Source organism: Marinobacter sp. CHS3-4 (assembly GCF_030053415.1).
Lineage (GTDB): Bacteria > Pseudomonadota > Gammaproteobacteria > Pseudomonadales > Oleiphilaceae > Marinobacter.
Window position 1 is genome coordinate 1,598,540 of sequence record NZ_JASGBJ010000001.1, and the last position, 13,476, is coordinate 1,612,015.

11 protein-coding genes and 1 tRNA gene are annotated in these 13,476 nt (G+C 52.9%); 10 read left to right on the plus strand and 2 right to left on the minus strand.

What is annotated here, in order from left to right; all coding sequences use genetic code 11:
- Positions 1-125: 125 nt before the first annotated feature.
- From thrS to QLQ17_RS07400, 10 genes are all read left to right on the plus strand, one after another.
- A complete protein-coding gene (thrS, locus tag QLQ17_RS07355) occupies positions 126-2,051 on the plus strand; it encodes a threonine--tRNA ligase (protein ID WP_283208896.1) in 1,926 nt (641 codons plus the stop codon).
- A 2-nt stretch (positions 2,052-2,053) separates the two neighbouring features.
- Positions 2,054-2,590 (plus strand): translation initiation factor IF-3, encoded by a 537-nt coding sequence (gene infC, locus QLQ17_RS07360; protein ID WP_283209059.1) that lies wholly within the window; start codon positions 2,054-2,056, stop codon positions 2,588-2,590.
- 93 nt (positions 2,591-2,683) lie between these two features.
- Positions 2,684-2,875 (plus strand): 50S ribosomal protein L35, encoded by a 192-nt coding sequence (gene rpmI, locus QLQ17_RS07365; RefSeq protein WP_088828864.1) that lies wholly within the window; start codon positions 2,684-2,686, stop codon positions 2,873-2,875.
- 50 nt (positions 2,876-2,925) lie between these two features.
- Positions 2,926-3,279 carry a 50S ribosomal protein L20 gene (gene rplT / locus QLQ17_RS07370; RefSeq protein WP_283208897.1) on the plus strand — a complete coding sequence of 118 codons (354 nt, stop codon included), beginning with the start codon at positions 2,926-2,928 and terminating at the stop codon, positions 3,277-3,279.
- Between the two features lie 135 nt (positions 3,280-3,414).
- Positions 3,415-4,413 (plus strand): phenylalanine--tRNA ligase subunit alpha, encoded by a 999-nt coding sequence (pheS, locus tag QLQ17_RS07375; RefSeq protein WP_283208898.1) that lies wholly within the window; start codon positions 3,415-3,417, stop codon positions 4,411-4,413.
- Between the two features lie 53 nt (positions 4,414-4,466).
- Positions 4,467-6,839 (plus strand): phenylalanine--tRNA ligase subunit beta, encoded by a 2,373-nt coding sequence (gene pheT / locus QLQ17_RS07380; RefSeq protein WP_283208899.1) that lies wholly within the window; start codon positions 4,467-4,469, stop codon positions 6,837-6,839.
- A 3-nt stretch (positions 6,840-6,842) separates the two neighbouring features.
- Positions 6,843-7,145 carry an integration host factor subunit alpha gene (gene ihfA, locus QLQ17_RS07385; RefSeq protein ID WP_007151838.1) on the plus strand — a complete coding sequence of 101 codons (303 nt, stop codon included), beginning with the start codon at positions 6,843-6,845 and terminating at the stop codon, positions 7,143-7,145.
- Positions 7,126-7,491: a MerR family transcriptional regulator gene (locus QLQ17_RS07390; RefSeq protein ID WP_283208900.1), complete on the plus strand. Its 366-nt coding sequence runs from the start codon at positions 7,126-7,128 to the stop codon at positions 7,489-7,491. The genes ihfA and QLQ17_RS07390 overlap by 20 nt, the downstream gene beginning before the upstream one ends.
- Before the next feature lie 208 nt (positions 7,492-7,699).
- Positions 7,700-10,171, plus strand: coding sequence for a sensor domain-containing phosphodiesterase (locus QLQ17_RS07395; protein ID WP_283208901.1), 2,472 nt, complete (start codon positions 7,700-7,702; stop codon positions 10,169-10,171).
- Positions 10,164-11,447, plus strand: a complete 1,284-nt coding sequence (locus tag QLQ17_RS07400) for a GGDEF domain-containing protein (RefSeq protein WP_283208902.1) — start codon at positions 10,164-10,166, stop codon at positions 11,445-11,447. The genes QLQ17_RS07395 and QLQ17_RS07400 overlap by 8 nt, the downstream gene beginning before the upstream one ends.
- A gap of 36 nt (positions 11,448-11,483) precedes the next feature.
- On the opposite strand, the gene QLQ17_RS07405 is transcribed toward QLQ17_RS07400, so the two are convergent.
- Together QLQ17_RS07405 and QLQ17_RS07410 are read right to left on the minus strand one after the other, a co-directional pair.
- Positions 11,484-11,560, minus strand: a tRNA-Pro gene (locus QLQ17_RS07405).
- Positions 11,561-11,683: 123 nt separating this feature from the next.
- The gene (locus QLQ17_RS07410) at positions 11,684-13,330 is read right to left on the minus strand and encodes an FMN-binding glutamate synthase family protein (RefSeq protein ID WP_283208903.1); all 1,647 of its coding nucleotides are present in this window, start codon (positions 13,328-13,330) and stop codon (positions 11,684-11,686) included.
- Between the last annotated feature and the right edge of the window lie 146 nt (positions 13,331-13,476).

Genomic DNA, 13,476 nt, shown 5'->3' on the forward strand with positions numbered 1-13,476 from the left:
CGGCATTAACCCGCCGGGCTTTTTTCTGGTAGACTGCCTCGCGAATCGGGCCGTGGTGTGTGTCACGGGAACCGACCCCATGTGGTCTTTGGTGCGGATCACCTCTGAGTTAACAGGAGACAATCATGCCAGTTGTTACTCTGCCTGATGGCAGCCATCGCAGTTTTTCCGAAGCCGTTACCGTTCATGACGTTGCTGCCGATATCGGCGCCGGTCTTGCCAAGGCAGCCCTTGCCGGCAAAGTGAACGGCAAGCTCGTTGATACCAGTTTCCCGATTGAAGAAGATGCCGAACTGGCGATTGTCACGGATCGTGACGAAGAAGGCGTAGACGTGATTCGTCACTCCACCGCCCATCTGATGGCCATGGCGGTTAAAGAGTTGTTCCCATCCGCACAGGTGACGATTGGCCCGGTGGTGGATAACGGCTTTTACTACGATTTCAAATTCGATCGGCCGTTTACCAACGAAGATCTGAGCCGCATCGAAAAGCGCATGGAAGAACTGGCCAAGCAGGACATTCCGGTTTCGCGTTCTGTGTTGTCCCGTGATGAAGCCGTCAAACTCTTTGATGAAATGGGCGAGGAATACAAGGTTCGCATCATCGAGGATATCCCCGGTGATGAAGACCTGTCTTTTTATCAGCAGGGCGACTTTATCGACCTGTGCCGCGGCCCACACGTACCGAGCACCGGCAAGCTAAAGGCCTTCAAGCTGACCAAGGTAGCGGGTGCCTACTGGCGAGGCGACACCAGCAACGAGCAGTTACAGCGTGTTTACGGCACCGCCTGGGGCAACAAGAAAGACCTGAAGGCGTATCTGCATCGCCTCGAAGAGGCCGAGAAGCGGGATCACCGTAAAATTGGCAAGAAACTCGATCTTTTCCACATGCAGGAAGAAGCGCCGGGAATGGTGTTCTGGCACCCGGATGGCTGGTCCCTGTATCAGGAAGTGGAACAGTACATGCGTCAGAAGCAGCATGATTATGGCTACCGTGAAATCAAGACGCCCCAGGTGGTGTCCCGCTCGCTCTGGGAAAAGTCAGGGCACTGGGACAAGTTCAAGGACGACATGTTCACCACCGAGTCCGAGAAACACGACTATGCCATCAAACCGATGAATTGCCCCTGCCATGTGCAGGTGTTCAACCAGGGTTTGAAAAGCTACAAGGATCTACCCCTGAGACTCGCGGAATTCGGTTCCTGCCACCGGAATGAAGCGTCCGGCGCATTGCATGGCCTGATGCGGGTGCGTGGTTTTACTCAGGATGACGCCCACATTTTCTGTGAAGAAGACGCCATCCAGAAGGAAGTGTCGGCTTTTATCGGCATGCTGCACGAAATCTACGCAGATTTCGGCTTTGACCAGATTCTTTATAAGTTGTCGACTCGCCCGGAAAAGCGGGTGGGTTCTGACGAAGTCTGGGACAAATCGGAGGCAGCACTGGAAGAAGCCCTGAACCGCGAAGGGGTGGAATGGGAGTTGTTGCCGGGTGAAGGTGCGTTTTATGGCCCGAAGATCGAATTCTCTCTGAAAGACTGTATCGGTCGGGTCTGGCAGTGCGGCACCATCCAGGTGGACTTCTCCATGCCTGGCCGCCTTGGCGCCCAGTATGTGGCCGACAATTCCGAGCGGAAAACCCCGGTGATGCTTCACCGGGCGGTGCTGGGTTCTTTCGAGCGTTTCATTGGTATTCTGATCGAGGAATACGAAGGTGCGTTTCCGACCTGGTTGGCACCAACCCAGATTGCAGTGATGAATATTACCGATAATCAGCGCGACTACTGCCAGAAATTGGCAAAAAAGTGGGATTCTCTGGGGTATAGGGTTAATGCTGACTTGAGAAACGAGAAGATCGGCTTTAAAATCCGCGAGCACACTATTAACAAAGTGCCCTTTCTAGTTGTTGTCGGCGATAAAGAGGTCGAGAACAACGCCGTTGCGGTGAGAACCCGCAAAGGGGAGGATTTGGGTACTCTATCGCTGGACGCGTTTGAACAGCTAATGGCTGACGAAATCGAACGTAAAGGCAGAAACAAAACGGAGATCTAATTATTAAACAGCGAGCGAATCGGGGACGTGCGCCAAAGGCGCCAATCAATGAGAACATTGACGCAACTGAAGTCCGTCTTATCGATGCGGATGGCAACCAAGTCGGCGTAGTGCCGATCGAAGACGCCCTCAAGCAGGCCGAAGAAGCGTCTCTTGACCTGGTTCAGGTTACGGATTCCGATCCGATCGTCTGTAAAATAATGGACTACGGCAAAAAAATCTTCGACGAGAAGAAGGCCAAAGCGGCTGCGAAAAAGAAACAGAAGCAGACGCAGGTCAAAGAGCTTAAGTTCCGACCAGGAACTGAAGAAGGGGATTATCAGGTCAAACTACGCAACCTGATACGTTTCCTTGAAAACGGGGACCGCGGCAAAATTACTATCCGCTTCCGTGGACGTGAGATGGCACACCAGGAAATTGGTATGAAGCTCATGAACCGGATAGAAACGGATATTGAAGAGCTTGCCCAGGTAGAACAGCGGCCGAAAATGGAAGGCCGCCAGATGACCATGGTAGTGGCGCCCCGCAAGAAGAAGTGAACCTGATTTAGACACGGTCCCCCGCGATCGCGGGGGATTTGTCGTTCAGGGACACATTTATGTTATCCAAAATAGAATGCGGAGTTTTAAAAAATGCCCAAGATGAAAACCAAAAGCGGAGCCACCAAGCGGTTCAAGAAAACCGCGACTGGCTTCAAGCACAAGCAGTCCTTCACCAGTCATATCTTGACCAAGAAGAGCCCCAAGCGTAAGCGTCAGCTCCGTGGTACGAAGCTGATCGCCAAGTCCGACGTGGCTTCCATCAAGCGTATGACAGCTGGCTGAATCAGCCGCTAACGATTCCTGAAAAGGTTTAAAGGTAGAAGGATTATAGTATGGCTCGTGTAAAGCGTGGCGTGGTAGCACGTCGTCGTCACAAGAAGATTATGAATCAGGCCAAGGGTTACTACGGAGCGCGTAGTCGCGTCTATCGTGTAGCCAAACAGGCGGTTATCAAGGCGCATCAATATGCGTATCGCGACCGTCGCAACCGCAAGCGTGCTTTCCGCGCCCTGTGGATTGCCCGTATCAATGCCGGCGCCCGCGCCAACGGCCTGTCTTACAGCCGTCTGATTTCTGGTCTGAAAAAGGCTAACGTCGAAATTGATCGCAAGGTTCTGGCTGACCTGGCCATGAACGAGCAGCAGGCGTTTGCTGCTGTCGTAGAAAAGGCCAAAGCGTCACTGTGATCGCTTAGCTCTTTCATCGATCAGTGATCGATTCAAGCGTCTTGGGTAAGATCAAGACGCTTTGTGATAGGGGAAGGGCACGCTCTTCCCCTATTTTTGTTTAGAGCATTCCATTTCTGGATTGGAGCAGGGGCAATGGAAAACCTGGATCAACTCGTTCAGGACGGCCTGGCAGCAGTTGAAAAAGCCGAAGATCTGAAAGCACTGGATCAGATCCGCGTTGAATACCTGGGCAAGAAAGGTGTGATCACCCAGCAGGCGAAAACCCTGGGCAAGCTTTCTGCCGAAGAGCGTCCGGCCGCCGGGCAGAAAATCAACGAAGCCAAAGGGCAGGTTGAGCAGGCGATCAATGCTCGCAGGGATGATCTGGAGCGCTCAGCTCTGGAACAGAAACTCGCCAGCGAGTCCATTGACGTTACTCTTCCAGGTCGTGGCCAGGATCTTGGCGGCCTGCACCCGGTCACCCGAACCCTCCAGCGAATTGAACAGTTCTTCTCCAAAGCTGGCTACACCGTGGAACAGGGGCCTGAGATCGAAGACGATTACCACAACTTCGAGGCGCTCAATATCCCTGGTCATCATCCAGCGCGTGCTATGCACGATACGTTTTATTTTAATCCCGGAACTCTGTTGCGTACCCACACCTCACCGGTTCAAATCCGTACCATGGAGGCTGGCAAACCACCATTTCGGATGATTTGTCCGGGGCGTGTGTATCGGTGCGACTCGGATATGACTCACACGCCGATGTTTCACCAGGTTGAGGGGCTTCTGGTTGAGAAAAACGTTAGCTTTGCCGACCTGAAGAGCACCGTCGAGGAGTTCCTGCGGGTGTTCTTCGAGCGAGATCTGGAAGTGCGTTTCCGGCCATCCTATTTCCCGTTTACCGAGCCTTCTGCGGAAGTTGACATTGAATGGGGTCGGGAAGAAGACGGCAGCATCAAATGGCTTGAGGTAATGGGCTGCGGGATGGTTCACCCTAAGGTGTTCGAATACTGCGACATTGATGCGGAAGAGTACCGTGGCTTCGCCTTCGGCCTGGGCGTTGAGCGCTTGGCCATGCTCCGTTATGGCGTGAATGACCTGCGGATGTTCTTCGAAAACGACCTGCGTTTCCTGCGTCAGTTCCGATAACTCCGTCACTGTAAGAAAGAATCCGTTAAAAGCTCCAGAACAAGGCAGATACCATGAAATTCAGTGAGCAGTGGCTCCGCGAGTGGGTCAACCCGGCGAATGATACACAGGCATTGATGGACCAGATCACCATGGCGGGTCTGGAAGTCGATGGTTTTGAGCCCGTGGCCGGTGATTTCAGGGGCGTTGTTGTGGGTGAGGTTCGCTCTGTAGCGCCCCATCCGGATGCGGACAAGCTCCGCGTTTGTCAGGTGAGCGACGGCAGCCAGGATGTACAGGTTGTGTGCGGAGCGCCCAATGTTCGGGACGGGCTGAAAGTGCCGTTTGCGGTTGTTGGCGCCGTTTTGCCGGGCGATTTCAAGATCAAGAAAGCAAAGCTGAGAGGTCAGCCATCAGAAGGCATGCTGTGTTCTGCCTCAGAGCTGGGTTTGTCGGACGATCATGAAGGGTTGATGGAACTGCCTGAGGATGCACCTACGGGCGAGGCTCTCGATGCATACCTAGGTCTGAATGACGTTACCATCGACGTGGATCTGACGCCTAACCGCAGCGACTGCCTGTCCATCAAGGGCATTGCCCGTGAGGTTGGCGTTTTGAACAGCCTTTTGGTTGAAGAGCCGGACATTACGCCTGTTGAAGCAACTCATTCTGAAGTACCCGAAATTGCCGTTCGTGCCCCAGAAGGTTGTCCGCGCTACCTCGGGCGTGTGCTCAAGAACGTCGATCTGAGTGTTCCGTCGCCTCTGTGGATGCAGGAAAAGCTCCGTCGGTGTGGCGTTCGCTCCATTGATGCCGCCGTAGATGTCACTAACTATGTGATGTTGGAGCTTGGTCAGCCCATGCATGCGTTCGACCGTGAGGAAATTGAAGGCGGTATCGTGGTTCGCATGGCAAAGGCGAACGAGAAATTGGTTTTGCTGGACGGCCAGGAAGTTGAGCTCACCGCAGACACTCTGATCATTGCTGACCATGCCAAGCCAATCGCCATTGCTGGCGTGATGGGTGGTGAGCATTCCGGTGTCAGCCCCAAAACCCGGGATCTTGTTCTGGAAGCGGCGTATTTTGATCCGATCACGCTGGCAGGCAAAGCCCGCCATTACGGTTTGCATACGGACGCCTCGCACCGGTTCGAGCGTGGTGTTGACTACAAGCTGGCCTGGGATGCCATGGAGCGCGCCACGGCATTGTTGATGGAGATCATTGGCGGCGAGCCCGGTGAAGTTGTGGAAGTGGCCAGCAAACAGGATCTGCCGCAAGAGCGGGTGATCGACCTACGCGAGCAGCGCGTGGCGGACGTGCTGGGTATCGAAATCGATCGCACCATTCTTGAGGAAATCCTGACTCGACTCGGCTTGCACATTGATAAGCTGCTGAAACACGGTTGGCGGGTGCACGTGCCGAGTTTTCGCCCTGATATCAGCATAGAAGAGGATCTGATCGAAGAAATCGGTCGCATCTACGGTTACAACAATCTTCCCGTTACCGAACCCACAGGGTCTCTGGGGCTGCGTCCGCAAAAAGAAGCGGTTCGACCGGTCTCGGCTATTCAGAATTACTTTGTTGACTGTGGCTACCAGGAGGCCATCACCTATAGCTTCGTAGACCCGAAAGTGCAGTCCCTGGTGAATCCGGAAGTCGACGGCATTGCGCTGGCCAACCCGATCTCGTCGGATCTGTCTGTGATGCGCACCAGTCTCTGGAGCGGTCTTCTTAAGACTGTGGCGTACAACCAGAACAGGCAACAGTCACGAATTCGGTTGTTCGAAACCGGCCTCAAGTTCCGCAAGAACGGCGATGCCATTGATCAGCAGCCCATGCTGGCGGGCGTTGTGGTTGGTAATCAGTTACCCGAAAACTGGGCAAACGGTCGCAGAACTGCCGATTTCTTTGATGTAAAAGGAGAGCTGGAAGGATTATTCCGGGTGCTTGGAATCGACATTGAATTTTCTTCTGGGCAACACCCTGCCTTGCACCCCGGGCAGACTGCGGAATTGTTCCGAGACGGCGAGGCCGTGGGTTGGCTCGGCGCTCTGCATCCGCAAGTTCAGAAAAAGCTTGAACTTAATGGCACGATCCTGATGTTTGAGCTATTCTTGAATTCGATTGTTTCTGGTTATGTGCCTAATTTCAAAGATATTTCGAAATTTCCGGAAGTTCGACGGGATTTGGCTATCATTATTGGAAGCGATGTTGGGTTTGCAGACGTTGAGCGTGTTGCGAAAAAGCACGCCGGCGACACCCTGACGGCATTGCGTGCGTTTGATGTCTATGAAGGCGAAAGCCTGGGTGAAGGCAATCGTAGCCTCGCCCTCAGCCTGTTCTGGCAGCATCCTGAGCGCACGCTTAATGAGGAAGAGGTGCACTCGCTCTTCAACGGTGTTATTGACGCGCTGAAACAAGAGCTGGGGGCAACATTAAGGAGTTGATCAATGGCGGCCTTGACGAAAGCGGAAATGGCAGAGCGTTTGTATGAAGAATTGGGTCTGAACAAACGTGAAGCCAAGGAAATGGTGGAAGCTTTTTTCGATGAGATCAGAGGCGCATTAAGCCATAACGAGCAGGTGAAGTTGTCCGGATTTGGCAATTTTGACCTGCGAGACAAGAAGCAGCGGCCGGGCAGAAACCCCAAAACCGGCGAAGAAATACCCATCAGTGCACGGCGCGTCGTTACGTTTCGTCCAGGACAAAAACTGAAGCAAAAAGTAGAAGCGTATGCTGGAACCCAGTCATAACAACGAGTTACCCGCGATACCGGGTAAACGTTATTTTACGATCGGTGAGGTTGCTGATCTCTGTGCCGTGAAGGCTCACGTCCTTCGGTATTGGGAGCAGGAATTTCCGCAGCTGTCACCGGTTAAGCGCCGTGGAAACCGTCGCTATTACCAGCGGGCTGACGTCATCACCATACGTCAGATCCGTAGTCTGCTCTACGACCAGGGCTACACCATTGGCGGCGCCAAGCAGAAGTTGAGCAGCCATGAGGTGAAAGATGACACCTCACAGTACAAACAGCTGATTCGGCAAATGATTACCGAGCTGGAAGAAGTACTGGACGTACTCAATTCGCCGGTGAAGTGAACAAACCGCATTGATGATAAAAAACCGAAGGTTCACCTTCGGTTTTTTTGTTGGCGAAAGATGGGCGCTACGAACCAATCCAAGCAAGTAAGCGTATTTCTCGATATAAGTGAGACTTTCAATTATTCTTTAGTAGTGCAGTTGGTGAGCATCAGGCGGTACAGGAAAGGCCAGGGATTTCCGCTCAGTCCTTTAAAAGGAAGTAGATTTGGTCCAGGAAAACGCGAATTCAGTGCCTGGCGGCGAGAACGATACCTCATACCTTGAGCAGCGTCGTCTTGCTGCGTTGAATCGGTTGGGTCTACTCGATACCCCGCCAGAGGAGCGTTTTGAGCGGCTGACGCGCATTGCCCGAAAATATTACGACGCCAAAGGCGCATTCTTTTCCCTGGTTGACATGGATCGTCAGTGGTTAAAGTCCGAGGAGGGCGTGGGGGTCACGGAAACACCTCGATCAATTGCATTCTGCGATTACACCATCCGGAACGATGGGGTTTTTGTTGTGGAAGACACGCTCAAAGACCCTCGCTTTCAGAAAAATCCCCTTGTGACTCATCCTCCTCACGTTCGGTTTTACGCTGGGGTGCCCGTACGCGAGCCGGGAGGATTCAAAATCGGCTCATTCTGCATTATCGATGACAAGCCCCGCGATGCGTCTCAGGTTGATCTCGATGTGCTCAGGAACCTGGCCAGCATTGTGGAAGACGAGCTGGAGCGTTCGTTATGGGGAGCGTCACCCAACGAGTTTGTCGAGGTGTCGGCCTTGAGTCGCGCCATTCGAAGAGCGCAGACGGTTTACTTAACCAGCGAAGATAAAGAGGCTGCGTATGAGATCATGCTGGAGGATTTTCTGTCGCTAACGGGCAGCCAATTCGGCTTTATTGGCGAGATCCATAAAAAGCAGCAGGGCTCTCCATTTCTTAAAATTGGCGCGATAACAAACATTGCCTGGAGTCCGGAAACAGAGGCGCTTTATCAGCAATTGAAGCGCCGTGGGCTAATTTTCGACCGCACTGACACTCTAATTGGTAAACCGATGATCAGCGGGGAGGTGCTCATCTCCGACGATCCGGGGCATGATCCTCGAAGAGGCGGACTGCCCCCAGGACACCCGCCGCTGGAATCCTACCTGTCGATTCCCGTATACAGCGGCAATCAGCACGTCGGGATGGTGGGCCTGGCTAATCGCGTTGCCGGATACTCCCACGAACTGGTCGCCGAGCTTGAGCCTTTAGTTCAGACGGTCGGACTGCTCATCGATCGAAGCCAGCTGTATTCGGAGAAGCTGGCTCACCACAGCAAACTTGAGGAAGCAGCCAACTTCGATGAGCTGACCGGTCTTCCTAATCGCAGACGGCTCACTGAGTTGTTTATTCAGGAGTTAGCCGAGGCGAACGACCGCCAGGGCCGGGTCTCGGTCTGTTTCTTGGACCTGGACGGTTTCAAGGCCATAAACGATGAATATGGTCATTCCATCGGTGACGCCGTTTTGAAGATCGTCGCAGAGCGATTGAGAGGCGTGCTCAGAGACGAGGACGTTGTGTCGCGACTCGGCGGCGACGAATTCGTCACGATCATGCGCGATATTGACGACGAGCGAATTTATGGACGAGTCCTGGAGGCGATTTGTAAACCGATCACGATCAAAGGAAAGGTGCTGAATCTATCCGGCAGCATGGGCATTGCCATTTACCCCGATGATAACGTGGATCCCGATTTGCTTTTGAGGCATGCAGACCAGGCGATGTACGCAGCGAAGGACGCTGGCAAGAATTGCTACAAGGTGTTTGATCTCAAGGAGCATCAGAGCAGAAAACTCAAGACAACCGTGCTTGAGCAGATGGATTTGGCGCTGTCGGAAGCCGAACTGGAAATGTTTTATCAACCGAAAATAGACCTTCTGAACGGATCGGTTGAGGGTTTTGAGGCGCTGATCCGTTGGAATCATCCCGAGCAGGGGTTGCTTTCTCCCGCTCACTTTCTTGATTACCTTGAATACACCGAGTACGCCTCGGCGGTGGGTCGATTTGTGATTGCTGATGCGGTGAACAAGATTCTATGGCTAAGTGAGCAGAATCTATCCTATTCGATCAGTATCAATCTTAGCCCGACTCATTTTCTCGGACGGCAGTTTATCAGTGACCTCTCCCAGGCGATGAACCCATTATCCAAGGAGCAGAGAAGTCTTCTTGTTCTCGAGGTGCTTGAGACCACGGCAATGGACGAGGCAGACGAGGTGATTGGCAAACTGAAACGATGCAGGGATCTGGGCGTTAGTATCTCACTCGATGATTTTGGCACCGGGGTGTCCTCTCTGGATCAGTTTCGGCGTTTACCAGTGAATGAAATTAAAATCGACAGATCGTTTGTGATGGATATGCTGGAGGATGAAGACGACGAATTGATCGTTAAGGCAATTGTCGGATTGTCACAAAGTTTTTCTCGGCAGGTGGTCGCAGAAGGGGTCGAGAATGTACAAGTCGCTGAAAGACTCATGCAAATGGGTTGTCGTTTTCTTCAGGGTTTTTTATTCAGTCCACCCCTGCCGTTCCATCTGGCCATGGAATGGGCTTCCGGCGTGGATTTCAGCCGGTATCGGCCAGCGCCAGTGGCCTCGGAGATTTCCGCGGATGCGGTTGCAGATAACGATTCAGAGCCAATGGTGAGAAAAGGTGATTGAAGTCAGGTCGGAAAGCCGGGAAAGGTTGGCCGCGTTTCTGGAGAGCACGAACGTCGGACTCTGGGAATGGAACATCGACACCGGTGAATTTCACATCAACGAGCGCTGGGCTCAGATGCTCGGATACGAATGGTCCGAAGTCGCCCCCATGTCGGTTAAGAGGTGGGAGGAGCTTCTGCACCCCCTGGACCGACATTCCAATCTTGAGAAGATCACCGACATGCTTGAACAGAAGACTGACCAATATGACTGTGTCGTCCGATTGAGGCATAAGTCAGGGGATTGGCGGTGGATCCACACGCGAGGAGTCATATTTAACGACCCCAACGACGGTCATCAGTGGTTTGTAGGAAGCCACAGCGACATCACTGAATACAAGCAAGCTCAGCAACAGCTTGACCAACTCGCTGAATCGCTACCTGGAATCATCTATACCTTTGTACAGAAAGCTGATGGCTCAAGAAGTTTCGCCTATATGAGTCGGAAAACCGAGGATTTCTATGGGTTTCCGCCCGAGGTCGGGGTGAGGAATCCCGACAAGGTCTTCGAGGCAGTACATCCGGAAGATCTGGATATGGTCAATCAAACCATTACGCAGTCTTACGAGTCTTTGACAGAATGGGTGTGTGATTACCGAGTCCTTGTTGGCAATAAAGCTTCATGGGTAAGGGGCATTTCCACCCCTGAAAAAGACCCCGATGGAACGGTCACGTGGCACGGCATGGTCATCAATATCGACCAACAAAAGCGGTTGGAGGAAGAGCTCAAGCGACTGTCTGTGACGGATGAACTTACAGGTGCTTTTAACCGTCGATACATTCTCAAGGAAATGGAAGCTCAATTGCAGGCCCACCATCGTTATGATCAGCCGTTTTCGCTGATATCGATCGACATTGACCACTTCAAATCGACCAACGATAACTTCGGACATGTCTTTGGTGATGAAGTGCTCAGGGCGTTTGCCGAGATTGTTCAATCGCGGATTCGGGAGACGGACAGTTTTGCCAGAATTGGCGGAGAAGAGTTTCTGATTCTGATGCCTCACACCAGATTGAATGATGCTTACACGCTAGCGGAGGATCTTCGCGAATCCTTTCAAAACCACGTGCTGAAACCCTCAGAAGAGCAGTCTTATCATGTGACGCTGAGCGCGGGCGTACTGGAATGTTCCGGGCCCGAATTAGCGACGGTCGCAGATCTTCTGCTGGCTTGCGATAAATCGCTGTATCAGGCCAAACATGAAGGCAGGAACCGCGCCGTGACCTATCAGCCATAAAAAAACCAGAGGATTCCCTCTGGCTTTTTAGATGTTTGGTCGGGACGGCAGGATTTGAACCTGCGACCACCTGCACCCCATACAGGTGCGCTACCAGACTGCGCCACGCCCCGAAATGCTTGGGCCACATCGATACTCTTTGGAAACTTGAGAGAAATCTCAGTGGCTTAGCGGAAGCGAAGTCTACACCAGCCTCCTGAAAAAATAAACATCACGGCCGCTCTCAACCGCCATTTTTAGTGCAATTTCGTCTTTCGCAAATCTTTGATGAACTGGGGTGGTTCAAAGTTGTCGCTTTGGGCGACCGGCCAGTAGGTATCGTAGGTGCGGTCGCCGGTTTCCGCGTCTTTGAGCAGGGCACCCGGTTCAAGAAAAGTGTAGAGGTCGAGGTAGGAGTGGACCTCGGTTTTCGACGTGCGCCGGATGATGTGCTCAGGTCCTAACTCGGACGGATGATTGAGGCGGGACGCCGCCAGCAGGTTTCTCAGTGCCTCAAGCGTATTGTTGTGGTAGTTGTAGACTCGTTGGCTCTTATCCTGCACGTCGAGTTTATTTCCGCGCCTCGGGTCCTGTGTGGCAACGCCGCTGGGGCACCGCCCGGTATGGCAGTTTAGCGCCTGAATGCATCCCAGGGAGAACATATAGCCCCTTGCTGCATTGCACCAGTCAGCACCGAGCGCCAGGGTACGGGCAATGTCGAAGGCAGACGTGATTTTTCCGGCAGCGCCTATGGCGATGTCCTCGCGAAGGTTGATGCCGACCAGTGTGTTGTGAACAAGCAGCAGGGATTCTGTCATGGGCGTGCCCAGGCGGTTAATGAACTCCAGAGGTGCCGCGCCGGTACCACCTTCGCCGCCGTCAACAACGATAAAGTCCGGTTTTTTGCCGGTCTCCAGCATGGCCTTGGCGATCGCAAACCACTCCCAGGGCTGCCCGATTGCCAGTTTGAAGCCGACGGGTTTACCTCCTGAAAGATCCCTGAGTTTCTCGATGAATTCCAGAAGTTCACGGGGCGTGGAGAACGCTGAGTGACTGGCCGGCGATACCACGTCTTCGCCTACAGGAACGCCCCGTGCTTCTGCGATTTCGGGCGTCACTTTCTCGCCGGGCAGAATGCCGCCATGGCCGGGCTTGGCGCCTTGAGAGAGTTTGATCTCTATCATTTTTACCTGATCAAGGGTGGCATTCTGCTGAAACATGTCTTCATTGAAGGTGCCGTCCTGATGGCGGCAACCGAAGTATCCTGAACCAATCTCCCAGACCAGATCACCGCCAGGTTTGCGGTGATAACGGGAGATCGAACCTTCGCCTGTATCGTGGTAGAAATTGCCGAGTTTGGCACCTTCGTTAAGACTGAGAATGGCGTTGGCAGACAGCGAACCAAAGCTCATCGCTGAAATGTTGAAAACGCTGGCGTTGTAGGGTTTTTCGCAGTGCTTGCCGATTTCAATGCGAAAATCGATGTTCTCAATTTCGGTGGGGCGCATTGAATGATTGATCCACTCATAGCCTTCGTCATACATGCCAAGCTGTGAGCCGAAAGGGCGCTTGTCCAGCACGTCTTTCGCCCGCTGATAAACGATCGCGCGTTGCTCCCTTGAGAAAGGATGCTCCTCGGTGTCGGACTGAATGAAATACTGGCGAATTTCCGGCCCGATCGATTCAAAGAAATAACGGAAATGGGCCAGTATCGGGTAGTTACGGCTCACCGTCCGTTTGGTCTGCAACATATCCCAGGTTCCCAGAAGTGTCAGCGCAGCAAATGCCAGAGGTACCAGATACCATCCGCCTAGATAGAAGCTCAGCGGTATTGAGAGCAGTAGTCCTGCCGCGCTGGCCACAAACACGGTGTAGCGGAAGGGAAAGGTGGTTGTTTTTGCCATGACGACCTCTGGTCAGGGATAAATGATTCGGAACTGAGAGCGGGCCCTGTTTAATACAGTAACTCAATCATATTTATGAAATTGGTCTATGATTAAAGACGATCCGTAGTATAGCGATGCTTTGATGTTTTGAACTCAAACCAATA

Excerpts from the sequence above, each read along its gene's own strand:
- thrS (WP_283208896.1), top strand. The coding sequence starts at position 126 with ATGCCAGTTGTTACTCTGCCTGATGGCAGCCATCGCAGTTTTTCCGAA.
- rpmI (WP_088828864.1), top strand. The coding sequence starts at position 2,684 with ATGCCCAAGATGAAAACCAAAAGCGGAGCCACCAAGCGGTTCAAGAAA.
- rplT (WP_283208897.1), top strand. The coding sequence starts at position 2,926 with ATGGCTCGTGTAAAGCGTGGCGTGGTAGCACGTCGTCGTCACAAGAAG.
- pheS (WP_283208898.1), top strand. The coding sequence starts at position 3,415 with ATGGAAAACCTGGATCAACTCGTTCAGGACGGCCTGGCAGCAGTTGAA.
- pheT (WP_283208899.1), top strand. The coding sequence starts at position 4,467 with ATGAAATTCAGTGAGCAGTGGCTCCGCGAGTGGGTCAACCCGGCGAAT.
- ihfA (WP_007151838.1), top strand. The coding sequence starts at position 6,843 with ATGGCGGCCTTGACGAAAGCGGAAATGGCAGAGCGTTTGTATGAAGAA.
- QLQ17_RS07390 (WP_283208900.1), top strand. The coding sequence starts at position 7,126 with ATGCTGGAACCCAGTCATAACAACGAGTTACCCGCGATACCGGGTAAA.
- QLQ17_RS07410 (WP_283208903.1), bottom strand. The coding sequence starts at position 13,330 with ATGGCAAAAACAACCACCTTTCCCTTCCGCTACACCGTGTTTGTGGCC.